The following is a 23,634-nucleotide window of genomic DNA, read 5'->3' as shown; positions in this document are numbered from 1 at the left end:
AGTTGAAGAGTGCCCCGAATACTTTTTGGATGAACTCAGCCAATGCAGCTGAACAAAGAAATTCAGTTTGTATCAAAACATCATCCCGCCAGGCGGGATAAAACTTTTGACAAGTGAAGGATGATAAAAAAATAAAGATGAACTACACAGTAAACGAACACGGTTATTACGGCAATTTCGGCGGGGCTTTTATTCCCGAAATGCTTTTTCCCAACGTGCAGACCTTGCAGGAAAATTATTTGAAAATAATTTATGCCGAAGAATTTCAAAAAGACTTCTGGGACTTGCTGAGGGATTATGTGGGCAGGCCAACGCCTTTGTTTTTAGCTGAGCGGCTGAGTGCCAAATATGGCGCTACCATTTATTTAAAACGTGAAGACCTGTGCCATACCGGTGCACACAAGATCAATAATACCATCGGGCAGATCTTATTAGCCGAACGTTTGGGTAAAAAAAGGATCATTGCAGAAACCGGTGCCGGTCAGCATGGCGTGGCAACAGCAACCGTGTGTGCATTAAAAGGATTAGAGTGTATTGTGTACATGGGCGAAGTGGATATTGCCCGCCAGGCACCCAATGTAGCCCGTATGAAAATGCTGGGCGCCACCGTAGTGCCCGCCACCAGCGGCAGCAAAACATTGAAAGATGCCACTAACGAAGCAATACGTGACTGGATCAATAATCCGGTGGATACGCATTATATCATTGGCAGTGTGGTGGGGCCGCATCCTTATCCTGATATGGTGGCAAGATTTCAAAGTGTGATCAGCGAAGAGATAAAAAAACAATTGCTGGAAAAAACGGGTAGTGTAAATCCTGATTACGTAGTGGCATGTGTGGGTGGTGGCAGCAATGCAGCCGGAGCGTTCTATCATTTTTTAAATGACGCTGCTGTAAAATTAATTGCTGTAGAAGCAGCCGGATGTGGTATTGATAGTGGCATGAGTGCTGCAACAACGCAACTGGGCAAGCCTGGTATTTTGCACGGCAGTAAAAGTTTGCTGATGCAGACTGCAGATGGACAGGTGGTAGAGCCACACAGTATTTCTGCAGGATTGGATTATCCCGGTATTGGCCCTTTACATGCACATTTGTATGAGAGTGGCAGAGGTACCTTTATGAGTGCAACAGATGAAGAAGCATTATCGTCCGCCTTTGAATTGAGTAAACTGGAAGGTATCATCCCGGCATTAGAAAGTGCTCATGCATTATTTGCGTTAAATAAAATGAGTTTCAAAAAAGATGATGTGGTGGTGGTTTGTCTGAGTGGAAGAGGGGATAAGGATTTGGATACGTATATGAAGTTTATATGACCTCTCCCAGGTGTGCTCCACTCGTACGCAAAAGCGAACTCCCGGAGGAGAGGGAGCCAGCCTCTGATGCTTTGAAGAATTTTTGTTTTGTAACTGTTGTGATTTTTATTCTTAAGACTCTTTTATACTTTTAAGTATGACTGATTATAACGGTAAACTTCATGGAAACTCAAGGCCTGCAACTTATGAAAATGCGAGAGATTTGCGTAAGGAGCAAACAAAAGCTGAAGCAAAAATTTGGCAGGCTTTAAGAAATGAAAAGATTAGTAATTTGAAATTCCGGAGGCAACATGCGTTTGATGATTATATTTTAGATTTCTATTGCCATAAAATGAAACTTGCGGTTGAAGTGGATGGAGAAGTACATAATGAACCGGAAGTTGTAGTTTATGATAGTTTAAGAACTAACAACCTGGATGAAAATGATATAACTGTATTGAGATTTACCCATGAAGAAGTTTTAAAAAAAATAAATAAAGTAATTAAAACAATTGAGGAGTGGTATAATAAGAATTGAGTACAAAACACTTAAACACACTGTTCAATAAAATAAAAAAGTCATAAACTCGCCGGGTCAGGCTCCACTCTCCAACAGGAGAGGTGTTAGGGGTGAGGTAAAAAACAAAAACATGAAATACTTTTTAACAGCACTAACTATCATCCTCCTTTCTTCCTGTGGACCGGATACTTTCATCAACCACGAAATGAAAGCAGAAAAAATAGGTGCCTGCACCAATGATGTGGTACCTGTAAAAATGACCGGCAATATTAATGGTGAACGTTACGAATTTCAATATTGCCTGGATGAAGGCTTTGATGGAAAAAATTATACCATCGAAAGAAGTGGTGATAGTTTGCTGGTTAAATTTCCGGCCGCTACTAAAAAAACAGCCTTATATAAATTGATATTGGATGTGGATGCAAAGCCTGCATACCACCATATTAAATTAGGAGAACAAACTTTGGAGATTGCGCCTACAGATAAATTTTAAACATGAACAGATTAGACCAGTTATTTACGGAGAAAAAGGAAAAAGTGCTGAATATTTATTGCACTGCAGGGTATCCTCAATTAAATTCCACCACAGAAGTGATTGCGGCATTGCAAGACAACGGTGCTGATATTATCGAACTCGGCATGCCATACAGCGATCCTTTGGCAGACGGAGAAGTGATACAAGCCAGCAGCAGTATGGCTTTACAAAACGGAATGACCATTGAAACCTTATTTGAACAACTACAAGATATCCGCCAAACAATTCAGGTACCAATCATCTTAATGGGATACATGAACCCGGTATTACAATTCGGAATGGAAAAATTTTGTGCCGCAGCTCATGCAGTAGGTGTAGATGGCATTATCTTACCCGACCTGCCGATGTACGAATTTGAAACCCTGTACAAACCGCTGTTTGATAAAAATGACCTGAAATTTATTTTCCTGGTTACACCGGAAACCAGTGAAGAACGCATTAAAAAGATTGATGCACTTTGCAACGGCTTTATATATGCGGTTTCCTCATCTTCCACCACCGGGAAAAATAAAGCGATAGAAGGGCAGGAGGAATACTTTAAAAAACTGCAACAGCTGAACCTGAAAAATCCTATACTGGTAGGATTTGGTATCAAAGACAAGGCTACTTTCAGTGCTGCCTGTAAATATACCAATGGCGCCATCATTGGCACTGCCTATATTAAAGCATTGGAAAACAGTAGTAATATCGGCCAAACCACTAAAGAATTCCTAAATACAATTTTGGGGTAATCCAATCTGCAAAAAACCAAGTAAATTGCGGGTTCAAATAACAAATATGAAGCGGATCTTTCTTTTAATAGTACTGTTGCCGGTGCTGGCTTTTGCACAAACCTCTCCAAAAGTAAAAGCAAAGCCTAAAACTGTTGCCAAAGCAAAAGTTGCAGTAAGGCCCACTATGGATAATACCACGGGTGGTTTTACCATCAATGGCGAAATGAAAGGTATGGAAGATGGTGCCCCGGTATCTTTATGTAACGGGCAAACCGGCGCTGTAGAAGCAGAGACCACTGTAAAAAAAGAAAAATTCACCTTAAAAGGAAAACTGGCCGCTCCCGATTTTAAACTGTTATTATTTTATAAACAACCCAGTGTTACCAATCCTTATACCACGATCTTTTTAGACAACAGCGTGGTTAAAGTTACCGGTAACAAACAGGCGTTGGATAAGATTTACATCACCGGTTCAGCATCTCACCAGGATTTCCTGGAATTCAATAATTTAATGGCACCTTATCAATCGGTATTTGCAGAGAATGCACCATATGATTCTGCCGCATCTGCAAAAGCTGCTGCATTGTGTTATGATTTTGCCAGTAAACATGCGGCATCCTATATTAATCCGCTGGCTATTTTCAGGTACAACCAGGTATCGGAAGATATTGTAAAGACCGAAGCTTTATACAACCAGTTAACAGAGCCCATTAAAGTAACTCAAATGGGTAAGGCCCTGGCAGGATTTATTAATGATGCCAAATTAAATGCCATCGGCACTTTGCTGCCCGATTTTACACAAACCGATACTGCAGGTAAACCGGTTAGCCTTTCCTCATTGCGTGGCAAATTTGTATTGATAGATTTCTGGGCCAGCTGGTGCAGGCCATGCCGCCAGGAAAATCCTAATGTAGTTGCGGCGTATAATAAATTTAAAGACAAAAATTTTACCGTGCTGGGCGTATCATTAGACCAGGCCAAACCATCATGGCTTGATGCCATTGCAATGGATGGCTTAACCTGGACGCATGTAAGCGACCTTAAAGGATGGCAGAACGAAGTAGCTAAACAAAACCAGATCTTCAGTATACCACAGAATTATTTAATTGATCCCGAAGGAAAAATTGTAGGCAAAAATTTAAGGGGTGCTGCGCTGGAAAGAAAGCTGGAGAAGATACTGAGGTAGGCTGGTGTCAGGACGGTTATAACCGTCAGTCACTTTTACCAAAATGCTGCAATAATTCTGTTATGTACAATATTTTTTTGGACAAGCATTTGTTTTTCATCCCCAATAAGTTGTGGATCATTATGTCACTCTTTTGTACCACATAGTACTGTTGAACATTTATTAAAGCCTATTTTAGTAGCGAAAACTAGTTTTTTCCAGCCTTGATTTTTTCAAGCTCCATCTTAACCAATTTTATTGCCTCTTTATCTTTTTTATCAGCAGGCTGGTGATTGTAGTATTCTAAAAGCTGTAGTAAGGTACTTTCTTTTTTTGCCAGATTTTTAGCTTGTGTATTTTTTAAATCGGGTAAAAAATCTATGGGAACATTATGTAACAACATTTGATTGATATGATTGCTCACCATATGTTTAGATGCAAGTTTTTTGGGATCATCTTTTAAGGTATATGTAAAATAAACAAACCTTACCGGCTCCCGAATATTATTGATGACAGTATCAACATCCAGGTAACTCCATTGCTGCAACCTGATTTCATTCTTATCTCCGATTTTATCTTCTAACAAGTGAAATGTTTTTAGAGAGAGCGTATCACGATATCCCTCAAAACCTCCGCTTTCCAAAAAATCTCTATTATAATCTATGTTTTCCTGGTAATTGCTGTAATACCAGTCCGAATAAGTATGGTATCCGAAAAAACTCAGGATCAAAAGCGTTATTGCAATCTGGGGAAAAAGGTGAAACTTACCGGCGGGTTCTTTGCCGCCTGTAAAAACAAAATATAAAAGCCAGCTGATTAAGAATACAGCACCACAAACTATCGCAATTACTACTGCTACAATTAATACCACCCAGCTTTCCCTGTGTGCACCTCTCAGTAAAATAAAAAAAACAGGTAACAGGCTGTTGATGGCAATGAGAGTATAAAAATATTTTTTGTATCGGCCCATAAAATTAATTGGTCAAAGCGTCGTCTTCAGCATCAAGTGCAACCAGCATTGCTGTAAAATTTTCAAATTTAAATTCTACCTCATCCCACCTTTCATGATCCCACAATAGAATTTCATATTCATTGTCTTCTGCTTTTTTGGTAGCGTTAAAACATAATAATCCCCAGTCACTGTAATTGGCAAAGGGAATTAAACCTTTATCAATTAAAAATTCTTTGGGGTAGCCATCAAATACCATTGCTTTTAAACCATTTTGCCAGGTATCAACTATATGTGCCGCAAAGGAAACATTGGCTATATTAAGTTCATAAAAGTGCCGGTGCTTTAAAAATATCTTGTAAGATTCAGGGAAAAGATATCCGATTTCATTTTCTAAAGTCTGTATTTCTTGATCAGTTACTTTACTTGCAACCGGCGACCAGGTTTTCCATTCTTTAGTATTATCATGCGGATCAATCATTTCAGATTCCGAATATTTATGCGGCAGCATATTTAAACCAAGGCCAATTAATTTTTGCAGGTGTCTATCAACAATAGCGGGAATACTAACTTCCATTAGTTTTCAATTAAACTTTATTTTTTAATCAATGGTGCTGATTTTCTTTTTTAAACTATCAAGCCGTATTATGAAATGAGCTTCATCTGTGGCTATCTGATTATATTTATTGAGCTGGTAAATTTCACCTTTACTGCCCTTGACGGAATCCTGCCATCTGTACTGTTTCCATTTCAGCAAACTATTCGGGGGGTATATGTTTTTCCAATATAAACTGTCTTGCCCACTATTACGTAAAATCAGTAACCGGTTATATTTAAGTGCAGATGATGCGTCAAGATTATTAAAAATAATCACATTGTCATTTAATGAATAAGTACCGGTACAAACATTTTCGCCAATTCCTCCTGAATTTGAAATGCTGTATGTACTATCGTTGTAGAGTCCAAAACTCAAAGAACCTATCCCTCCTGAACTTGGTCCTGCATGTAATATTTTATTCTCTTCCTTAAATTCCTTTTCATGCTGGCTACATGCAAAAAACAACATGGGTAAACCGGATAAAAAAATTAAACAGTTACAAAAGGATAAACAGTTATTAATTTTCATGTACAGTAAATTTTAATTCTTCAAGAGCTTATACAACACAAGAAAAAAAATTACTGCAAACACCTCTTATACAACTGCACCGTATTCTCCAATCCCAAATAAATTGCATCGCATATCAAAGCATGGCCGATCGACACTTCCAGTAAACCAGGAATATTATCAGCAAAATATTTTAAATTATTCAGATCCAGGTCATGCCCTGCATTGATACCTAATCCTAATTCCTGTGCTTTTTGTGCAGCTGCAATATAAGGTGCAATGGCTTGCTCTTTATTGCCACCGGCGTATACGCTGGCATAACTTTCGGTATACAATTCAATGCGGTTGGTGCCTGTGGCTTTGGCGCCTTCCACCATTTCCACCACAGGATCAACAAAAATAGAAACCCGTATGCCTGCCAGTTGAAAAGTAGTGATCATATCAGCCAGGTACTCTTTATGCACTATGGTATTCCAGCCATGATTACTGGTTAATTGATTGTGGCTATCGGGTACCAATGTAACCTGTGCAGGCCTGTTGGCTAAAACCAGGTCCACAAAACTTTGTTCGGTACAGTTGCCTTCAATATTAAATTCGGTGGTCACTATTTTTTTAAGGTCGTATACATCTGCATAACGGATATGTCTTTCATCGGGCCTTGGATGTACGGTGATGCCATCTGCACCAAAACGTTCAATATCTTTTGCAGCTTGAATCAGATCAGGATTATTGCCGCCGCGTGAATTGCGGAGTGTGGCTAATTTATTAATGTTTACTGATAACTTCGTCATGTTATACCAATTGCTAAATAAATAATGTTAATAGCTACGCCGTTACATTTTATGCCTGTATAATGCTGCAGCAACGGCAGCTTGTATACTGTACACTTTTTTTTAACGGTATTAGTTTGCCGTAACTTTTATCAAAGTTACGCCGTGTGCCGGAACCCTTGTTGAAAACATCCCATCAAAATTACCGAGGTCTTTTTGTCGCCACAAGTCCCTCACTTGTTGTTTGGGCAATAGGTACAGTTCGTTCCAGTGAAACCTTACCACTTCGCTTTTATCAGAAGTATTAAAAATACCAATGGCCTGGCTGCCACCTTCAAGCTCTTTCACCCATACCTGGTAATCACCTTCATTGGGGTTACTTCTGATAAGAATTTGTTTGGCCTGCCTGCCCAGTACATCCTGGTTCACGGCAATTACCTCATCATTGGTTAATAAGTTCAAGGTGAAATCATCCAGCTTGCTTAAATCGCAGCCGATCAATAACGGCGCACTTAATAAACTCCACAAACTTACATGCGTGTATTGCTCATCAGGTGTAAGCCTTGTATTGTGCAGGTAATCGCCCCAGCCAACCTGCCCAACAATCATCATATCCGGGTCATTCCACCTGCCGGGTTTTGCATACGGGTATTGTTTGGTTTGGCTAAAGCCAATACTGCTCAGGCTTTGCCAGGTATCTGTTATATCGCCGGTTGTTCTCCAGCAGTTGCCATTCACCGTTTCGCCCCATTGCCACACATCTTTCATTCCATACTGGCAAAGGCTGTATACAATATCACGATTTTGTTTTTGCAGGGCCGCCTGCATTACTTCATATGGTTTTTTATATGACTCTAAAGAATTATCATTCTTATCATGAATGTCTCCGTAACTGCACCAGTCGTATTTTAAATAGTCAATACCCCAGCTGGCATAAGTAGTGGCATCCTGCATTTCGTGTTGGTAGCTGCCTAAATAATCGCCGCAGGTGGTAGTGCCGGGAGAGGAGTAGATACCAAATTTTAATCCGTTGCCATGCAGCCAGTCGCCCAGTTTTTTCATATCCGGGAATTTTTTATTGGCTGCAATTTCGCCATTGGCATTTCTAACTGCAGCTTCCCAGCCATCATCAATATTCATATAGGCCCAGCCATGGTCTATCAAACCTTTATCCATCATGGCTTTCGCCGAAGCTTTCAATCTCTCGTCACTAACACTCAGCCCCCAGCAGTTCCAGCTGTTCCAGCCCATCGGCGGCGTGAGAGCCAATACATCGCCGCATTTTATGGTAAATTCTTTTTTAGCAACACCGGATTTGTTTTTTACCACCAGAGTAACTTTGTAGTCGCCACTTCGTTTAAGCTTTCCTGTTATTACGCCATTAAGCGCATTCACTTTAAAACCTTCCGGTAAATTGTCCACACTGTATTGCAATGGTTTTTTGCCCGTAGCAGGAATTTTAAAAATGAAGGGCGAGTTAGGGCGAACGCCATACACTTTTGCAGCATTGATCTGTGGCGCATCGCCTGGCTTTGGTGTAAGAATGTAAGGCAGGTATTGTTTGACCGATACTGATTTCTTTGTAGTGTTTTCGATAAATGTAAAAGCATAGCTGCTGTGGCTGTTGGCTTTTACTGCCGGAATATCAAATTGTTTTACCTGGCCTTTAGCTAATGAAATTTCGGTGGTGCTGGTGCTGATCACAGATTGACCCTCTTCATCAATGCTTTCAATAATACATTTGCCGCTGATAGTGGAGGCAAAGGTATTGGTGAACAATACTTTTCTTTTGGTGGCAGCAACAGGATCAGGGCTGATCTTTATGCCATCTATAAGGTCCATTACATTGATATAAGGCATGGGGCCAAACAACCCGCCGAGGCCGTTGCCGTCATACACTCTTACACTGATCACATTATCGGCATCCCATTTAATTAAGGGGTTGTTGGATTCCAGGTGAAATTCCAGGCCCTTATCCCAGGTAGTAACGTAGCCGCCTTTATCAGAAGGAAAGGCACCGGATTTACCGATCAATGTGCCATTGAAATATACTTCGCAGGCATCATCGGCCCGGCCTAAATAAAGGCGGACAGGATTGCCGGTATTAAAAAAATGCGGCATCACCACATGAATGCGGTACCAGCCAAATCCATCATAAGTACCAAAGCCCTGGTTATCCCAGTTGGTAGTGGTTTTTAATTCCACCCATTTACTGTCGTCAAATGCGGGGGCGCTGTAAGCACTGTTGTCGTTATTGATAAATTTTGCAGCAGGTAATTCAACTTTTTGTGCCGCTGTTACAAAAACAAAACAACAGCAAAAGCAGGCCAGTAAATATTTCATAAGCTTAGTTTAAGCAAATTTAATGATTTGTACAGTAAACTATTTCTTATAAATGTAGCGTTCTAAAGTTCCTGCAACAATGCTTTTTGAAATTCGGTCGGTAAAGAACATGGCAATAAATAGCAGGGGATAGATAATCCATGATTTAAAATTTGTCCAATCCTTTTGTGTTAACCAAACTACTATCATGACAGCAATAGATAGAATGGCAATAAGAAGAAAAAGAAGATTCGGTTTTGTGGTAGCAACTATTTTTGTATTTTCTCCTTCAGGTATTAATATGGTTTTTATCTCCGTTCTGAAAGGTTTTATTTGTGGTATATTGGTAAAGAAAGCAGCAGGAACATAGAACTCAAATTCTGCCGGCGCTGCAGCTAACTGTCTGCCACAAATAGAAGAACGTTCTTTAAAATCTGCTGCTGTTATACTGCTAAACTGCTGTACTATTTCCGCAACAGGTCTTTTTAGTAAATATATTTTTGTAGAATTTGAGAAGGCCGTCATCTGGTAGATTAATATAATGTAAAAAGGCATGCATCAGTTATCAGTGTAATACTGATTTACTTAAAAACAAGGCGTATCCCTGTATGGCGAAAAATTCTCTCCCGCCAGTGATTCGATAATGGTGAATGAAGTTTTTTTACGGGTTCTGTAATCAGTATAGGTCAGCTGCAATTCGTAGGCTCCGGCGTTTGTAAAAATATAAGTGCCGGTAATTTTTTTACCTGTTTTTACCAGGTAGGTTTCTGTCCAGAAAAACGAAGGAGCGCCGGCACCTTCACCGGTTTGTTGCGTAGCAGAATATAGTAAAGGAATATTTTTTTTCTGCCCTTTGTATTTTATAAAAACGGCTTTCTTCTTTTTAAAATAAACAGACAGTTGTATTTTTTTATTGGCTTCGCTTTTAAAACATGCATATTTGTATTGTGCAAACAGCCCGGGCATTACTGTTAATAACAATACACAAATTAAAAGGATTGATTTTTTCATTTCCGGATTTTAGGTAAATAGTTTTGTAAATGTAACTACTATTGTTTTAAATCAAATGAATTAGAAATTCAACGGCCTGCAGTCGTCATTTATAATCATCTTGTTCCACCAGTATCCAGTGCTTTCCCAATCTTTTTCCTTTTGAAAATTTATCTACCCATTTAAATAACGCTGTATCCTTAATGGTGAGATCGTCAGGCAGGTAGTATAAAATATTTTCGTTGCCGGTATCATAAAATACAAAGCGTATAAAATTACCTTTAGCAGGTTCATAACTGCAATATCCTGTACTGAACTTATTCGCATTCTGATTAACCGCTTTTAATACAGTAAATGGATTGGCACCGGGAAAAACAGCATTTATTAAAACAGGTGTATCCAATAAATTTTTGCTGCCACTGATTCTTCCATTGGGGTAAATGCTGGTAACAGTATTCTTATAAGCAGCAATCCTGTAAAATCTAACGGCAGGAGAGCGCCTGGCAGTTGCAGTGTCAAACCCGGGATAAACAGTATCTAACCTGGCATACGAAGTGTCAATACTAAAGTTCACCTGGTAATCACGTAAGAAATTTTTAATATCGTAAATTTCTATGTTCACCGTATCTCCAACGGGTTCATATAAGATTGCATATTCCAGGCTATCCACTGCATTTACTTTTGTCCAGGTAACATAATGTGGCGGCCTGATGGTATAATTCCATTCTTTCAGAAAATTGATGGTAGTGCTGTCGATGTTCTTTATTAATTGGGTGGCTTTGCTTTCGGCATCGTCAGCAGCAGGTTTTTTTATGGCACAGCCTGCTAAAACAACAATGCCAAAAAGGAGCAGGAGTGAAATTTTTTTCATAGACAAGAGTTCACCCTGAAGGTATAAATTATTTGCCGGAATATAATACACTGCTTACTATTGAGTACCTTTTTAAGCATTGTAAAATAATCTTTCCCGGTTGAATAGTAAAACTAATTTTGTAATTGCTCCAGCTTTAAGATCGTTGCAATATTTTTTTGTTCAATGGTAGTTAAGCAATCTCCCACCTCTTTTTTAAAAGGCCTGTACCATTCTTTCTTCCTGAAATATTTTTCCATTTCCCCTCCGGCCTGGAATAGCAATCCGTATTTGGCAAGAATTGAATTCCGCATGATCTTCAATTGTTGTTTTGTTTTGCCTGCAAAATAAGTGTCGGGCTGTACGGACAATGATAACTGGTAATATTCTTTGTTATCAAAAAAAGTAGCAGCAGTGGAAGAATAGAAACCGGCTTCAGCACTATCCTTACCATATGTTCTTTCGCCGATCGGATCACCAAAAAGTAATATAGTATTGGTAGCAATCTTGTCTTCTTTGTATTCGGTAAATTGCCCGCTGTATTTGCCAAAGTAAAATTTGTTGCCATCAACAGTTACGGTATTAAAAGTACTGCACAGGTGAAACCACTCCTGCTTTTTGCTGTAATAATTATCGCCCCAAAAGCCACTCCACAATTGTATAATTAAACTGTCGTTATTGCAAAGCACTACTAAATCCCATTCGCCTTCTGATTCACCAAAATGATATACACCGGATCTTTGTTTAACCGGTTTGATTTTACTGGTAAAATTTTTGGAAACAAACTCTTCCCCAGAACTTTCATTAAAAATATGCTTGGGCACCTGGGACATAGCAGGGAGGGAGCAGACCATAAAAACAAGTATTGCTATAAGGCGAAATATTAACATGAAACTTTTATTTATTCTAAAGAAACGAATTTTTACATCAAAAACCAACCCGTTATCTCCTGTAATAATACTCAAAAGCCAGCGTATCTTTTGCCCAATCAGCCGGTAACATACTTAAAGCATAACTGCATGCTCTGTTATCTGTTCTAAGGCTGATCACTATTTCCTTGTCTTTATAATTTATAAGGGTGTCCATTTTATAAGGAAAGCTGATGGTTTTATGCAAGTCAATTAAAGTAAACCTGTCCCTCGGGCCACCGTTGATTATTTTAATGGTATCATATTTTACATTAACCTCTAAAGCAGTGATAGCAGTAAAACTGCCATCATTACAAACTTTAATTATTTCCTTTGTTTCAGGAATAAAAAAAACGCAGCTGGCTTTTTTGTTCCGGTCCAGCAGGCCATTGGGCATAAAACAGGAGGAACCATAAAGTAGTATGCATAATGCAATACATAACAACTTTGCTGCAGCCCGCTTAAAATTTTGCATCTGTAAATTTAAGTTATAAGCGAAGAATAATAAAATTCAATACCTTGTAACCGGCAGAGAATATTGTAACAATGATATTGTTGCATTTTAACCTGCATATTTGTGATACTCTTATTATCTTTCCGGTACCATGACAGTATGCGCCGGAAAAATATTGATCAGCACACCATCGCTTGATGATCCAAACTTTGATAAGGTAGTGATCTTAATTGCGGAGTATAATGCCGATGGTGCATTAGGTTTTGTGATCAACAAAATATTTCCCCGTGTATTTAATGAGTTAACAGAATTTAAACAATCGCCACCCCTACCGTTGTATGAAGGCGGCCCAGTTGAACAGGAACATCTTTTTTTTCTGCATCGCCGGCCCGATGTAATTGAAGGCGGAATTAAAGTGGATGAGGCTGTTTATTACGGCGGTAATTTTAAACAGGCAGTGCAATGTATTAATGACAAAATGATCAGCACAGATGATATTAAATTATTCATTGGTTATAGTGGTTGGGATAACGGGCAACTACAGGATGAAATAGCGGAAGGCAGCTGGCTGGTGTCGGATGTTGTTCCTGCAGCAATCTTCTCCGGCAACATGGCAACATTGTGGGAAGAAATTTATAAATCGAAAGCATAAAGTAAAAGTATACAGGCTCCTGTAGTAATGAAATACATGACAGGAGCCCGTACCATTTGTTTTAGTGAAGGGAATAAATTTTATGCAGCGACAGGAAAGAAAAAAAGAGGCCTGTCAAAAGCACCAGAGAACGCACCCAATTCATCAGTTGCCATTCTGATACGGTTCTTTTCAGCAACTCAATATCGGTGAGTTGGGCAGTTCTGAACATAATGTCATTCCTGGGATAAAAAAATCCAAACGTCATTGCTTCTGCTACCAGGTACATCAGCAGGGCGCCGCCTAAATAAAACCTTACAGCAGGAGCATACTTCCAGAATAATACCAGTACCAGCAAACCCAGCAACTGGTTTACAGGCGAAAATATCCTGAAAAAATTTCCGGGGTTTACGGTTTTAAAATAGTCTCTTGCCGTGGCAATAGAAACCGGAACATCGCTTCCCCACGATCTGGCATCAATTAAGGAAGTGTACACATTTACCAGCAGTACACCGCTGGCAATGCTGATGGAAAGAAATAAAATAATTGTTTTCATGATTTTTTTTCTGCAAAGATCATTGCAGCATCATGCGCAAAATTGTATTTAACGGACATCTTCATAAAGATGGCCCTGTACCGCACTCTTATTCCGTTTGTATGCTCCGGGTGTCATTTTACTGTAAGTTTTAAAAGTTCGTATAAAATGCGATTGATCAGAAAACTGGCTTTGATAAGCGATCGCCGTCATCGGTAAATTGGTGTGGTGAATAAGCTGTACTGCATGCTGGAATTTTTTATATAACAGAATTTCCTCCGTATTCATACCTGTGGCTTCCTCTATTTTTCTTGATAAATGCCGGGGAGAATAACATATTATATGGGCTAATTGTTGTACTGATAATTCGTGTTGGTGTGCAGCGTACAAAAAATTATTGATCAGTTGCTCCTGTGGCAACCAGTCAATACATTTCCTGCTGATCCAGTTAAGAAAAACAGCAACCCTTGTATCAAAATTATCTTTTTCTGCTAATTGATGCCAGAGAGCATTTAAGGATTTGTCTATAAGCGGAAGCTCCACTGTAGTGTCTGCAAATTCTCCTGCCGGGCAACCAAATATTTTTTTTATGGACAGTGGCTGTAACACCACACCAAAAAATACCTGTTGCCTGGGTAATCGTATTTGTACAGGTGTTGTGTTAAAGCCGTTGATAAAACAATGCGGTAATTGTTGCACCGTATTTTGTAATTGTGCCAGTATCGGCGCACCATCACTGAAGTTGAAAATAATTTCCACTACACCCTTGGGTAAAATATATTCTTTACTAAAATTGCTGTAGTGATCCACCTGCCAGATGGAATGTAGTACAGATTTAAAACAGGCTTCTCCAGGTGTATAAAAATTGTTTTTCAAATAGCAGGTGCTTTACAGGTTTGCTCAAAAATATGAACCCGTCGTTTAAAATGTATGATCGTAAACGATGAATTGTAAAAATCAAGTAATGAAATGTAGGCTTTTGTGGCAATTGTAAAGCAAAACTGCGTTTACCGCTGTTAAGCGACAGGGATTTCAGGTGCAATTAATGGTTCCTTTATTTACTAGTGGCTATCCCCGATGCATGCAAGTGAATAATGAGCCATTGATCGTTTTTCTTCTGTAGTACAATTGTCCGCCTTCCCAGCATATCCGGGTCTTTCAGGTGAAATGTAACAATAGCGATATTTCCTGTTAATTGTATTTTCAGGTCTTCGGGCACAATATCGAGATAAGGCGGTGCTGTTTTTTGCCCTTTTGCATTTTCAAATACTTTTTTAAAAATAATGCCGATCGCCGCTTTGTTATCGGCACGTGCAGGTGTTTTAGTCGAAGGCGGAAAAAATGCGGTGGCAGCATCATCAAAAAAAGTCATAAATTTTTCCCATTCCAGGTAATTGAAAACATGCACAAACTCATTCATGGTTTTTATAACTGCTGCGGAATCTGCCTTTGATTCTGCAGTTTGCGCCATTGATGCATTTGCCCGGCATAACAAAAAGCAAAATAATAATAACAGGCGGGTAATTTTTCCGGTTTTATAGCGGGATAATTTTAATGGCTTCATAATTTATTTGTATCAGGTTTATCTGCAACGGCCAGGAGAGTTACCCGGCTTTTTTCAAACGATAAAAATACAACAAAAGCTGGTCAAGAAATAACAGCTGACTATACACAATATTACCCGTAATAAAAAATCTCCCCTGCAGCAGGAGAGATTTTTATCGTTTTAGCTGTAGTATATCAGTTATTGAACCAATAGCCGCGACAGTCCTAACCTTTTGCCATCTTTGTCTGTCAGCTCAATCCAGTAAAGGCCTTTGCCATTGCTTCTTACATCAATATCAATTCTTTCGTATGACATGGTTTGGGTGTAAGACCTTGTGATCAACCGTTGCCCGGTATTATCATAAACAGTCAAAGTTCTTGGTGATGCAGTATTGGGTGCATTATAAAACCTTAGCTGGAACCTGCCGCCGGAAGGATTGGGGAAAACAAACATTTTGCCATGTGCAGAATCCCTGATGCTCATGGTATCAGAAAGGCTGGTACATCCGTTGATATCGGTTACCCGTAACTGGTATAACCCTATATTGTTAAAATCTACCAGGAAGGTATCGGCAGTTGCACCCGCCACTACTGATCCGTCATGCAGCCAGGTGTAGGTTGCGGCAGCATTAGGAGCTACTATAGACGATATGGTAGTACTTAAACCGGGCAATAGTTTGTGGTAAGGATGCGAATAGATAGTAATAACGGGCAAAGGGTTAACGGTAAGTGTTGCTGAATTGGATACCGTCGCGGTGCATGCCGAACTACCGTTAATGATTACCCTGTATCTGTAACCACTCATGCTTAAGGGCGGTGCTGTAATAGAAAGCGTGGCAGTAGTGGCACCGCTGTACACGCCGCCATCAGTGATATTTAAATAAGTGGCGCCGCCATTGGTGGTTACCTGCCATTGATAGGTTAACCCGGTACCGGCCGCAACTACGGTAAAGGACGCAACTTTATCAGTACATACGGCCAGGTTAACCGGTTGTGTGGTAATAGTAGCGGGCATACCAACGGTTACAACCACCGTTCTTGGGGTGGAAGTACAGCCGGGTGATCCGAGGTCAAAATTAATGGTATAACCACCGGCAATGGCTCCCTGGTCTGCGGTGCCGTCATCATCCAGTACAAACAATTTCCAGGTGCCGTTAAAATTACCTGTAAAAGTATTTATTGCAGGGGCTGCCTGCGATATTGCACCCGGCCCCGGTGCAGGAAAATTATCCGGTGTACCATTGTTGGTAGGTTTATAAGTGCCGGTTGCATTTGCTGCAGTAATACTCATTGCCGGGCCGGAATCCATAAAAGTATAAGTAGCATTGGTGGAAGAACCACTGCCCACATCAGACATCAATATCATATTCTGTCCTGTTGGGGATTGCAATACAATATCCACATCCTCTGACCTGGTATGGCTGAAATTATTAAGCACTACCGATTTAATGGTAACACCAGTAGCAGGCAGGCCACTCACCGTTAAATTGGCGGGATAAGTTGTTGCAGCGCCTCCCGCAGGAATTGTAATTGCTGAGGAATTTGAGAATGCAACAGGTGGTAAAGGCAAACCCTGGTTAACTACCTGGTACGTGTATACGCCTGCTGGCGCAGGCTTTACCCAAACCGAATCTGTTGTATTGCCGGTATAGGGTATTGTTGCTGCGGCATCAATAAATAATCCTGCCAACGGCGACCATACAGCTGCTGTTGTGGTTACATTGCTGCTGCAGGAGTAAGTTAAACTCAGGCACCAGGAAGTTAAAGTACCGGTTTCTCCTGTGGCAGCATCATAAAAGCCTAAGGTCCAGTTCCCGTTTGGAATGCTCAACAGAGCAGCCCAGTTTGTTACAGTTGGTAGCATTCCGGTGGGGCCTGGCACTCCTAGTCCACCAGCAGCCCCGGTTTGTGCGTCAGCTTTGAAAACACCTGTGTAAGGACTGGTACCAGTGCTTAATGCTGCCGTTCCGTTTGAACTGAAGGTAGTGTTGATAAAGCCGGAAGTGGCTGCAGAATTTCCTGTGGCGCCAATGCGGTAATCGAGATTGAGTACCTGGTTGTTGGGCGCTTTCAATACAAATACCATATCGCCTATTCGGGTATGCGTCATATTTATATTTACAAAAACAGCGCTGACCGGGCAACCCGCCGGCACCCCGGTTACAGTAACATTGCCCGATGCACCTGCAACATTATTATCAGGCACCGGAATATTTACAGGTCCGGAGCAAAACTGGATTGTTGAGGTGGGTGCTACTACTTTTAATTTTACCGGTGCATCATTCAGGCACATAAAAACCGAAGCAGGTGTTACCACCGGGGCAACAGGGGTGTAGTTTATAAATGCCTTTGCTGTATTTAAACAGCCTGTGGCTGCTGTAGTTCCCGTAACCGAATATGCAGTATACCCTTGCGGTGCTGCGTAAACGGTAGCTACATTTGCTCCGGTATACGGAATAGTAAAAGTACAATTGGTATACAATCCTGTAAATGGCGACCATGTGTAACTATCCGCACCACTTGCTGTGATCGGGTTACAGGGGCCGGGGCCTCCCGCCACAGTGCCGCAACTGGTAACGGGTGTAACTACAACTGCCGGCGAGGGGTTTACGGTGATGGTAAAACTAACCGGAGTACCGGTACAGGCACCTGCTACCGGGGTTGCAGTAACAGTGGCTGTAACAGGGCTTGCGGTACCATTTAATGCGGTAAATGAAAGGATATTACCCGTACCGGCGGATGCAAGGCCGATTGAGGCATCGCTATTGGTCCAGTTATAACTGGTGGCAGTACCCGAAAATACAATAGTTGTAGTTGCGGCCTTATTACAAACCACCTGGCTGGCAACCGTATTTACAGTAGGGGCGGGTATGCACTGTGCAGTAGCACGTGTACCCGGATGCACAATAAAAAAGAGTATTAAGCCGGTACTTAAAAACTGCTTTTTAAAATTTTTATTTGCATTATGTAGGTGTAGGTAGAGTTTATCCATGCATATGTTTTGGTGATAAAATATTTTGCTGAAAACAAAGTACAAATTATTTATCAAAAAATAACAATTTATCATAATAAGAATTTTGCACAGCATGTTCATCCTGGAAATCCTGTAATGGTAATTCCTTTTATATAAAATGAAGCCGGGTATAAATTATGGGAAAACGACAACTTGCCCTGTAATTGGCGGATGATAAAAAGCAGGGGCATTTTTAACTTCATTAAATTCGTATTCAAAAAAAATCTTCATTATGGAAATAAAACGAGCAGGCTCGCAGCCATCGGCTAAAGGCCCGGAGGATTGGTTTACCGGCAGTGTACGTATCGACCCATTGTTTCAGCCCGTTGCACCTGCGCTGGCTGCAGGCAATAGTGTAACCTTTGAGCCCGGCGCAAGAACGGCATGGCATACACATCCGCTGGGGCAAACATTAATTGTAACGGCAGGCTGCGGCTGGGTGCAGCATGAAGGCGGGCCTGTAGAAGAAATTCATCCCGGGGATGTGGTATGGTTTGCAGCAGGAGAGAAGCATTGGCATGGCGCTACTGCTACTACTGCAATGACACATATTGCAATACAGGAAAATCTTAATGGCAAAATGGTTGAGTGGATGGAAAAAGTGAGCGATGCCGATTACAACCTTTTAACCTAAACGGATGATCACTTTAAGGCTGGTGCAGGCTGTTCATTTATTTTATTTTGTAACGGAATAATTACAGTGATGCAGCAGCCTCTGCCCGGAGCTGTATCAAAATCAATGGAGCCTGAAAATAATTCAGCCCGGCGTTTCATATTGGCAATACCAATACCATTGTTGATTGCTGCCAGGTTAAAACCAATTCCGTTATCAGACGTTTGCATTTCCAGTTCGTTTTTAGCAGTGATCATTACATCGATGCAAATTTCAGAAGCATGGGCATACTTAACAATATTTCTTAGCTGCTCCTGTAGTATACGGTATGCTGTAAGTTGTATATCCCTGCTCAACAGTTCATCCCTTACAGAGTCATAAAAATAAACCGAGATCTCATACTTTTTATCAATATTAATGGATGCTGCCAGTTTACTAATAATATCTTCAAATTTTGCCTCTCCTAAAAAGGAGGGTGCCAGCCGGTGAGAAAGATTGCGTATCTCGTCCAATGCCTGTTTGGTATACATTTTACTATTTTCATAATACAGCTTCAGGGAATCCGGTAATGAATGGTTCAGCATGGATATATTCATCTGGCTGCAGGCGAGTATCTGGCATATATTGTCATGAAGTTCGCTGCCTATTTCATATCGTTCATCCTCCTGTGTTTTTATGATGGCTTTGGCCAGCTTATTTTCAAAGAGTATCTTTTCAGTAATGTCTATTGCAATGAACAATTTGTATTCTTTATTATTAATACTGATAGTACTGCCGTGTAATTCTACTTCAATGATCTCACCGCATTTTTTTATATGTTTTTGTCTTGCTGTAAAAGCGTTTTTATTGGTATTGCACCTGAATAGTGAATCAGCGGCTTCATTCAGCTGTTCGTCATCCGGAATAAGGTCAATTACAGTTCTGGTAAGAAATTCCTCTTCGCTGTAACCGTAATGTGCTACAGCAGCTTTATTTACCTGCACTATCCTTAATGAATCAATATCGTATACCCATTTGGGTTGCGGGCTTTCATGAAACAAAGTACTGTACCGGTATTCTGATCTTTCCAGTGCGGCATTGGCAAGTATAGTTTCCACATGTGCATTTTCCGCTTCCTGCCTGGCTTTCCGTTCCTGCAAAGCCGCAACTTGTAATTGATAAGTTTGTGCATTAACCTGCTTTTCCAATTCTTTTTTCTGCTGTTTAATTGCTTTTACCCTGAAGGTGTAGATAACCAGGAAAATACCAATAATAGTAAACACCACTATTATCCTGAACCACCAGGTTAGCCAAAACGGAGGTTTAATTGTAAGTTGTATGGTAGCAACACCGGGTGATGGATTGCCTTCATTATTTAAACCCTTTACCTTAAAGATATACGATCCGGGATCGAGATTAGTATAGGTGGCGGTTCTGGAAATACCTGCTTCTATCCATCCTTTATCAAAACCTTCAAGCATATATTCATAACGTTTTCTCTCTTTACCGGTATAATTAAGCGACGCAAATTCAAAAGAAAAAACAGAACTTGAATAGGGCAGTATTATTGATTTTGTTTCGCTGATGCTTTGCGTTAGCGTAGAGGGCATATTGCTGTTGAGTGCTACCGGTATTTTTTTATTGAATACCGTAAAGTCAGTAAAGACCAATGGCGGGTCGAATGATTTACGCCTGATACTACCAGGTAAAAATTGGTTAAACCCATTAATGCCACCAAAATACATCATGCCATCACCGGTTTTACAAACTGCCAGTTGTTTAAACTCGGTAGATTGTATGCCATCGGTAACAGAATAATTCTCAAAAGTTCTATTCAAAAGATCAAACCGTGAAATACCATTGTTGGTGCTGATCCAGAGATTTTTTTTAGCATCCTCCAAAATGCCAAACACGTAATCGCCTGCAAGGCCATTACTGACTTTGTATATAGTGAACAAGCCGGTTTCCCGGTTATAAAAATTCAATCCGTCCATGGTGCCAATCCATAAATTGCCTTTATCATCTTCGTAAACGGAATTGATGTTGTTATTACTAATTGAATTGCCCCGGTCATTATGCCTGAAATGGGTGAATTTGTTTTGCTTTCTATCCAGTAAATCCAGCCCCTTGCTCTCGGTACACAGCCATAGGTTACCTTGCCTGTCTTCAAGAATATTCACAATATTTTCTCCTGCAATACTATTGTTGTCGGCATCACTATGCTTAAAATGCGTAAAGGTTTTGCCATCCGGGTTCAATAATTCCAATCCTCCGCCATAAGTGCCTATCCAGATGTTTTTATCCCTGTCTTCAAATATTTTCCAGGCATTGTTGCTGGAAAGACTTGCAGGATCAGCAGGGTCATGTTTAAAATGTTTGATCACCTCTCGTCTGGCATTCATCACGGTGATGCCATTTACCCATGTTCCTATCCAGGTATTGCCCTTACTGTCTTCCAGTGTATTCAATACATTATCTCCGGCTATAGTATTTGAGTTGTTTTTTTTGTGCCTGTAATGTTCAAAGTAACCCGTTGCCGGATCAAATACATCCAACCCGCCGCCATCTGTTGCCAGCCATATTTTTTTCTTGCTGTCTTCCATTATGCTCAGCACCTGGTTATTGCTAAGGCTGTTATTATCCGTTGTGTGTTTGTAATGTGTAAACAATAATTTGTCGCTGATGGCCATGTCTATCCAGCCGGCAAAATTGCCCAGCCACATATTTCCTTTATCATCTTTATAAATACAATACACCGAATTATTGCTGATGCTTTCTTTATCAATTTCATCGTGCCGGTAAGTAAAATATTTACCAGCAACATCATTAAAAACAGACAGCCCCCCGTTTTCTGTGCTTACCCATACATTATGATCAGCATCTTCATTAATAGCCAATACTACATTGGTAACAATAGAATTCACATTATTATCATCATGCTTAAAATGCCTGAAGCTGCCGGCAGATGCATCATAAAGATCCAGGCCGTTGCCATTGGTACCAAACCATAACCTGTTCCTGCTGTCTTCAAAAATGGTATTTATGTTATTACCACCAATAGAGTTGCCGGATGCAGTATGCCTGATATTAAGAAAGGTATTCCTGCCCTGGTCAAACAAACTAATGCCGTTTTCATTTAAATTACACACCCATATGTTTCCGTGGCTGTCCTCATATATTTTTTTCACTCCGCAAGTAGTATTTAAACTGCCTCCACTCCCCAATACATTAAGGTGCTCGAATTTATTTTTCACAGGGTCGTAACGATCTAATCCATCCATTGTACCAATCCATACTTTGCCCTGCCTGTCGGCTAATACCGAATTGATAATATTGTGCCGGATACTATTTACGTTATTGTCGGCATGCCTGAATCTTCTGAATACTTCTTTATAACGGTCAAAATAATTCAGGCCTTCATTTGTAGCTACCCATAGATTTCCATTTTTATCCTCGGAGATTTCGTTGACATAATTATTACTGATCGAAGAACTATCACCCGGCTTATTTTTATATACCGTTATTTTATAGCCATCATATTTATTAAGTCCGTCCCACGATCCAAACCACATAAACCCCCTGTTATCCTGTACAATACTCAGGATATTACTTTCAGAAAGACCTTCTGCAATTCCGATATGTTCAAATGGAATACGGTTGCTCTGTGCGCTGCAGAAAAAGCTATTGCATTGAAGCAAAATTAAATACCACAGCCATGATTTATTCATACAAGCGTTTAATACTGGTTATTACAATTGCAGATTTAATGAAGTTGATCGGGTAGTCAGATGCAATCTAATAGTAATATGCTTGTTTGCTGATAGTACATTCAGCCTGTTACAGGTAGAGTTTATACTACCGGTGATGTTTTAACGAAAGTTGATTTTTACAGGAGTATTTACGAACGTTCTACATAATGAAAGAGTTGATAGTAGTTGGTAAAGGGTAAACCTATCTCAAAATTCATATGGTATTGCAGCCGTGCAAAACAACTCACGAAAGTTAAACATACAAATATTGCTATCGCAATGCTCATGTTTAAAAATAACCTTTTTAAATAGGCAGCCTTACGCAAAGTGACGGGTTTTAATAATGAAATGATATATCGGAAAGAAAGAATGAAAACCTATGCGGTGTTTAGAAGCTTAATTTTCCAGTTCGCCCAGCAAGAGCGCTGCACTCCTGGCATTGCGCCGGTACCAGTGGTAGCCCCATACAGAGGTTACCACAAAAATGAGTACTATTGCAGGGATGATCCAAAACCACATCGGGTTATTCATTTCAAAAATATCTTTATTATCAATGAGCTTTATGGCTACAGGTAAAACCGTAAGCATTAAAATAAAGTTGAGAAAAATGGCCAGCCGCTGTACAAACAAAAGCCATTGTTTAGCTTTTGCAAAAGCCAGTAAAGTTTCTTTATAATTTTTATTGCTGATGCTGATGTTCTTTATCCTGTTAAGAGAGGATAATACCAGCGGTGGTAAAATTAAAAGATGAGCCGCCGTAAAAATGCCGCAGGCCATCAGGTACCAGGTATTTAACTTACCCAGGTTTAGCAATACAGCAATAGCCATTATTGCAGCCACAAAACTGGCCATGGTTTCGTAATGCTGTATGGTTTGAAACCTGTTTTTATACCGTTCTTTTGTCATGGTTATAATCAGTTGATCAGTTAAGGCCTTTTGTTTGTCTGCTTTGGCCGATAATTCGTTCCACAGCGTTTGCATTTGTTCAAGTTCCAT

General features: G+C 40.2%; 23 protein-coding genes. 7 read left to right on the top strand and 16 right to left on the bottom strand.

What is annotated here, in order from left to right:
- Positions 1-137 precede the first annotated feature (137 nt).
- The 5 genes from trpB to ACYVM0_RS04940 all read left to right on the top strand — a co-directional run bounded on the left by trpB (position 138) and on the right by ACYVM0_RS04940 (position 4,246).
- The gene (gene trpB / locus ACYVM0_RS04960) at positions 138-1,313 is read left to right on the top strand and encodes a tryptophan synthase subunit beta (RefSeq protein WP_460553374.1); all 1,176 of its coding nucleotides are present in this window, start codon (positions 138-140) and stop codon (positions 1,311-1,313) included.
- A gap of 136 nt (positions 1,314-1,449) precedes the next feature.
- Positions 1,450-1,830 carry an endonuclease domain-containing protein gene (locus tag ACYVM0_RS04955; RefSeq protein WP_460553371.1) on the top strand — a complete coding sequence of 127 codons (381 nt, stop codon included), beginning with the start codon at positions 1,450-1,452 and terminating at the stop codon, positions 1,828-1,830.
- Between the two features lie 112 nt (positions 1,831-1,942).
- A complete protein-coding gene (locus ACYVM0_RS04950) occupies positions 1,943-2,305 on the top strand; it encodes a hypothetical protein (protein WP_460553368.1) in 363 nt (120 codons plus the stop codon).
- Positions 2,306-2,307: 2 nt separating this feature from the next.
- Positions 2,308-3,078, top strand: a complete 771-nt coding sequence (gene trpA / locus ACYVM0_RS04945) for a tryptophan synthase subunit alpha (RefSeq protein WP_460553365.1) — start codon at positions 2,308-2,310, stop codon at positions 3,076-3,078.
- 46 nt (positions 3,079-3,124) lie between these two features.
- The gene (locus tag ACYVM0_RS04940) at positions 3,125-4,246 is read left to right on the top strand and encodes a redoxin domain-containing protein (protein ID WP_460553362.1); all 1,122 of its coding nucleotides are present in this window, start codon (positions 3,125-3,127) and stop codon (positions 4,244-4,246) included.
- 187 nt (positions 4,247-4,433) lie between these two features.
- Here the strand turns inward: ACYVM0_RS04940 and ACYVM0_RS04935 are convergent, their stop codons facing one another.
- The 10 genes from ACYVM0_RS04935 to ACYVM0_RS04890 all read right to left on the bottom strand — a co-directional run bounded on the left by ACYVM0_RS04935 (position 4,434) and on the right by ACYVM0_RS04890 (position 12,594).
- Positions 4,434-5,195, bottom strand: a complete 762-nt coding sequence (locus tag ACYVM0_RS04935; protein ID WP_460553359.1) for a hypothetical protein — start codon at positions 5,193-5,195, stop codon at positions 4,434-4,436.
- Between the two features lie 4 nt (positions 5,196-5,199).
- Positions 5,200-5,751, bottom strand: a complete 552-nt coding sequence (locus ACYVM0_RS04930; protein WP_460553356.1) for an SMI1/KNR4 family protein — start codon at positions 5,749-5,751, stop codon at positions 5,200-5,202.
- Between the two features lie 24 nt (positions 5,752-5,775).
- Positions 5,776-6,300 carry a hypothetical protein gene (locus ACYVM0_RS04925; protein WP_460553353.1) on the bottom strand — a complete coding sequence of 175 codons (525 nt, stop codon included), beginning with the start codon at positions 6,298-6,300 and terminating at the stop codon, positions 5,776-5,778.
- A gap of 50 nt (positions 6,301-6,350) precedes the next feature.
- Entirely contained in the window at positions 6,351-7,070 is a 720-nt protein-coding gene (locus tag ACYVM0_RS04920; protein ID WP_460553350.1) for a pyridoxine 5'-phosphate synthase, read from the bottom strand.
- A 111-nt stretch (positions 7,071-7,181) separates the two neighbouring features.
- Positions 7,182-9,392 (bottom strand): putative Ig domain-containing protein, encoded by a 2,211-nt coding sequence (locus tag ACYVM0_RS04915; RefSeq protein ID WP_460553347.1) that lies wholly within the window; start codon positions 9,390-9,392, stop codon positions 7,182-7,184.
- Positions 9,393-9,431: 39 nt separating this feature from the next.
- A complete protein-coding gene (locus tag ACYVM0_RS04910) occupies positions 9,432-9,896 on the bottom strand; it encodes a hypothetical protein (RefSeq protein WP_460553344.1) in 465 nt (154 codons plus the stop codon).
- Positions 9,897-9,956: 60 nt separating this feature from the next.
- Positions 9,957-10,382: a hypothetical protein gene (locus tag ACYVM0_RS04905; protein ID WP_460553341.1), complete on the bottom strand. Its 426-nt coding sequence runs from the start codon at positions 10,380-10,382 to the stop codon at positions 9,957-9,959.
- Between the two features lie 85 nt (positions 10,383-10,467).
- On the bottom strand, positions 10,468-11,232 hold the full coding sequence (locus ACYVM0_RS04900) for a hypothetical protein (protein WP_460553338.1): 765 nt from the start codon (positions 11,230-11,232) through the stop codon (positions 10,468-10,470).
- 113 nt (positions 11,233-11,345) lie between these two features.
- Positions 11,346-12,065, bottom strand: coding sequence for a YARHG domain-containing protein (locus ACYVM0_RS04895; RefSeq protein ID WP_460553335.1), 720 nt, complete (start codon positions 12,063-12,065; stop codon positions 11,346-11,348).
- Positions 12,066-12,153: 88 nt separating this feature from the next.
- Positions 12,154-12,594, bottom strand: coding sequence for a hypothetical protein (locus ACYVM0_RS04890; protein WP_460553332.1), 441 nt, complete (start codon positions 12,592-12,594; stop codon positions 12,154-12,156).
- 130 nt (positions 12,595-12,724) lie between these two features.
- Between ACYVM0_RS04890 and ACYVM0_RS04885 the strand changes: the two genes are divergently transcribed.
- Positions 12,725-13,225 carry a YqgE/AlgH family protein gene (locus ACYVM0_RS04885; RefSeq protein WP_460553329.1) on the top strand — a complete coding sequence of 167 codons (501 nt, stop codon included), beginning with the start codon at positions 12,725-12,727 and terminating at the stop codon, positions 13,223-13,225.
- 61 nt (positions 13,226-13,286) lie between these two features.
- Here the strand turns inward: ACYVM0_RS04885 and ACYVM0_RS04880 are convergent, their stop codons facing one another.
- From ACYVM0_RS04880 to ACYVM0_RS04865, 4 genes are all read right to left on the bottom strand, one after another.
- Positions 13,287-13,760 carry an anthrone oxygenase family protein gene (locus tag ACYVM0_RS04880; RefSeq protein ID WP_460553326.1) on the bottom strand — a complete coding sequence of 158 codons (474 nt, stop codon included), beginning with the start codon at positions 13,758-13,760 and terminating at the stop codon, positions 13,287-13,289.
- Between the two features lie 48 nt (positions 13,761-13,808).
- Positions 13,809-14,615 (bottom strand): helix-turn-helix domain-containing protein, encoded by an 807-nt coding sequence (locus tag ACYVM0_RS04875; RefSeq protein WP_460553323.1) that lies wholly within the window; start codon positions 14,613-14,615, stop codon positions 13,809-13,811.
- 178 nt (positions 14,616-14,793) lie between these two features.
- Positions 14,794-15,303, bottom strand: coding sequence for a YybH family protein (locus tag ACYVM0_RS04870; protein ID WP_460553320.1), 510 nt, complete (start codon positions 15,301-15,303; stop codon positions 14,794-14,796).
- Positions 15,304-15,483: 180 nt separating this feature from the next.
- Positions 15,484-18,276: a T9SS type A sorting domain-containing protein gene (locus ACYVM0_RS04865; RefSeq protein WP_460553317.1), complete on the bottom strand. Its 2,793-nt coding sequence runs from the start codon at positions 18,274-18,276 to the stop codon at positions 15,484-15,486.
- 253 nt (positions 18,277-18,529) lie between these two features.
- Here ACYVM0_RS04865 and ACYVM0_RS04860 point away from each other — a divergent pair, with 253 nt between their 5' ends.
- The gene (locus ACYVM0_RS04860; RefSeq protein WP_460553314.1) at positions 18,530-18,931 is read left to right on the top strand and encodes a cupin domain-containing protein; all 402 of its coding nucleotides are present in this window, start codon (positions 18,530-18,532) and stop codon (positions 18,929-18,931) included.
- A gap of 8 nt (positions 18,932-18,939) precedes the next feature.
- Here ACYVM0_RS04860 and ACYVM0_RS04855 read toward each other — a convergent pair whose 3' ends face one another.
- The gene (locus tag ACYVM0_RS04855; protein ID WP_460553311.1) at positions 18,940-22,617 is read right to left on the bottom strand and encodes a sensor histidine kinase; all 3,678 of its coding nucleotides are present in this window, start codon (positions 22,615-22,617) and stop codon (positions 18,940-18,942) included.
- A gap of 417 nt (positions 22,618-23,034) precedes the next feature.
- Entirely contained in the window at positions 23,035-23,634 is a 600-nt protein-coding gene (locus tag ACYVM0_RS04850; RefSeq protein ID WP_460553308.1) for a hypothetical protein, read from the bottom strand.

This window comes from Ferruginibacter profundus (assembly GCF_054783275.1).
The sequence above is the reverse complement of the archived record's forward strand: the minus strand, read 5'-3'. Positions and strand labels throughout refer to the sequence as shown.

Excerpts from the sequence above, each read along its gene's own strand:
- ACYVM0_RS04955 (WP_460553371.1), top strand. The coding sequence starts at position 1,450 with ATGACTGATTATAACGGTAAACTTCATGGAAACTCAAGGCCTGCAACT.
- ACYVM0_RS04890 (WP_460553332.1), bottom strand. The coding sequence starts at position 12,594 with ATGCAAAATTTTAAGCGGGCTGCAGCAAAGTTGTTATGTATTGCATTA.
- ACYVM0_RS04940 (WP_460553362.1), top strand. The coding sequence starts at position 3,125 with ATGAAGCGGATCTTTCTTTTAATAGTACTGTTGCCGGTGCTGGCTTTT.
- ACYVM0_RS04905 (WP_460553341.1), bottom strand. The coding sequence starts at position 10,382 with ATGAAAAAATCAATCCTTTTAATTTGTGTATTGTTATTAACAGTAATG.
- ACYVM0_RS04920 (WP_460553350.1), bottom strand. The coding sequence starts at position 7,070 with ATGACGAAGTTATCAGTAAACATTAATAAATTAGCCACACTCCGCAAT.
- ACYVM0_RS04900 (WP_460553338.1), bottom strand. The coding sequence starts at position 11,232 with ATGAAAAAAATTTCACTCCTGCTCCTTTTTGGCATTGTTGTTTTAGCA.
- ACYVM0_RS04885 (WP_460553329.1), top strand. The coding sequence starts at position 12,725 with ATGACAGTATGCGCCGGAAAAATATTGATCAGCACACCATCGCTTGAT.
- ACYVM0_RS04925 (WP_460553353.1), bottom strand. The coding sequence starts at position 6,300 with ATGAAAATTAATAACTGTTTATCCTTTTGTAACTGTTTAATTTTTTTA.
- trpB (WP_460553374.1), top strand. The coding sequence starts at position 138 with ATGAACTACACAGTAAACGAACACGGTTATTACGGCAATTTCGGCGGG.
- ACYVM0_RS04930 (WP_460553356.1), bottom strand. The coding sequence starts at position 5,751 with ATGGAAGTTAGTATTCCCGCTATTGTTGATAGACACCTGCAAAAATTA.
- ACYVM0_RS04950 (WP_460553368.1), top strand. The coding sequence starts at position 1,943 with ATGAAATACTTTTTAACAGCACTAACTATCATCCTCCTTTCTTCCTGT.
- ACYVM0_RS04910 (WP_460553344.1), bottom strand. The coding sequence starts at position 9,896 with ATGACGGCCTTCTCAAATTCTACAAAAATATATTTACTAAAAAGACCT.
- ACYVM0_RS04880 (WP_460553326.1), bottom strand. The coding sequence starts at position 13,760 with ATGAAAACAATTATTTTATTTCTTTCCATCAGCATTGCCAGCGGTGTA.
- ACYVM0_RS04895 (WP_460553335.1), bottom strand. The coding sequence starts at position 12,065 with ATGGTCTGCTCCCTCCCTGCTATGTCCCAGGTGCCCAAGCATATTTTT.
- ACYVM0_RS04935 (WP_460553359.1), bottom strand. The coding sequence starts at position 5,195 with ATGGGCCGATACAAAAAATATTTTTATACTCTCATTGCCATCAACAGC.
- ACYVM0_RS04870 (WP_460553320.1), bottom strand. The coding sequence starts at position 15,303 with ATGAAGCCATTAAAATTATCCCGCTATAAAACCGGAAAAATTACCCGC.
- ACYVM0_RS04855 (WP_460553311.1), bottom strand. The coding sequence starts at position 22,617 with ATGAATAAATCATGGCTGTGGTATTTAATTTTGCTTCAATGCAATAGC.
- ACYVM0_RS04860 (WP_460553314.1), top strand. The coding sequence starts at position 18,530 with ATGGAAATAAAACGAGCAGGCTCGCAGCCATCGGCTAAAGGCCCGGAG.
- trpA (WP_460553365.1), top strand. The coding sequence starts at position 2,308 with ATGAACAGATTAGACCAGTTATTTACGGAGAAAAAGGAAAAAGTGCTG.
- ACYVM0_RS04865 (WP_460553317.1), bottom strand. The coding sequence starts at position 18,276 with ATGGATAAACTCTACCTACACCTACATAATGCAAATAAAAATTTTAAA.
- ACYVM0_RS04915 (WP_460553347.1), bottom strand. The coding sequence starts at position 9,392 with ATGAAATATTTACTGGCCTGCTTTTGCTGTTGTTTTGTTTTTGTAACA.
- ACYVM0_RS04850 (WP_460553308.1), bottom strand. The coding sequence starts at position 23,634 with ATGGAACTTGAACAAATGCAAACGCTGTGGAACGAATTATCGGCCAAA.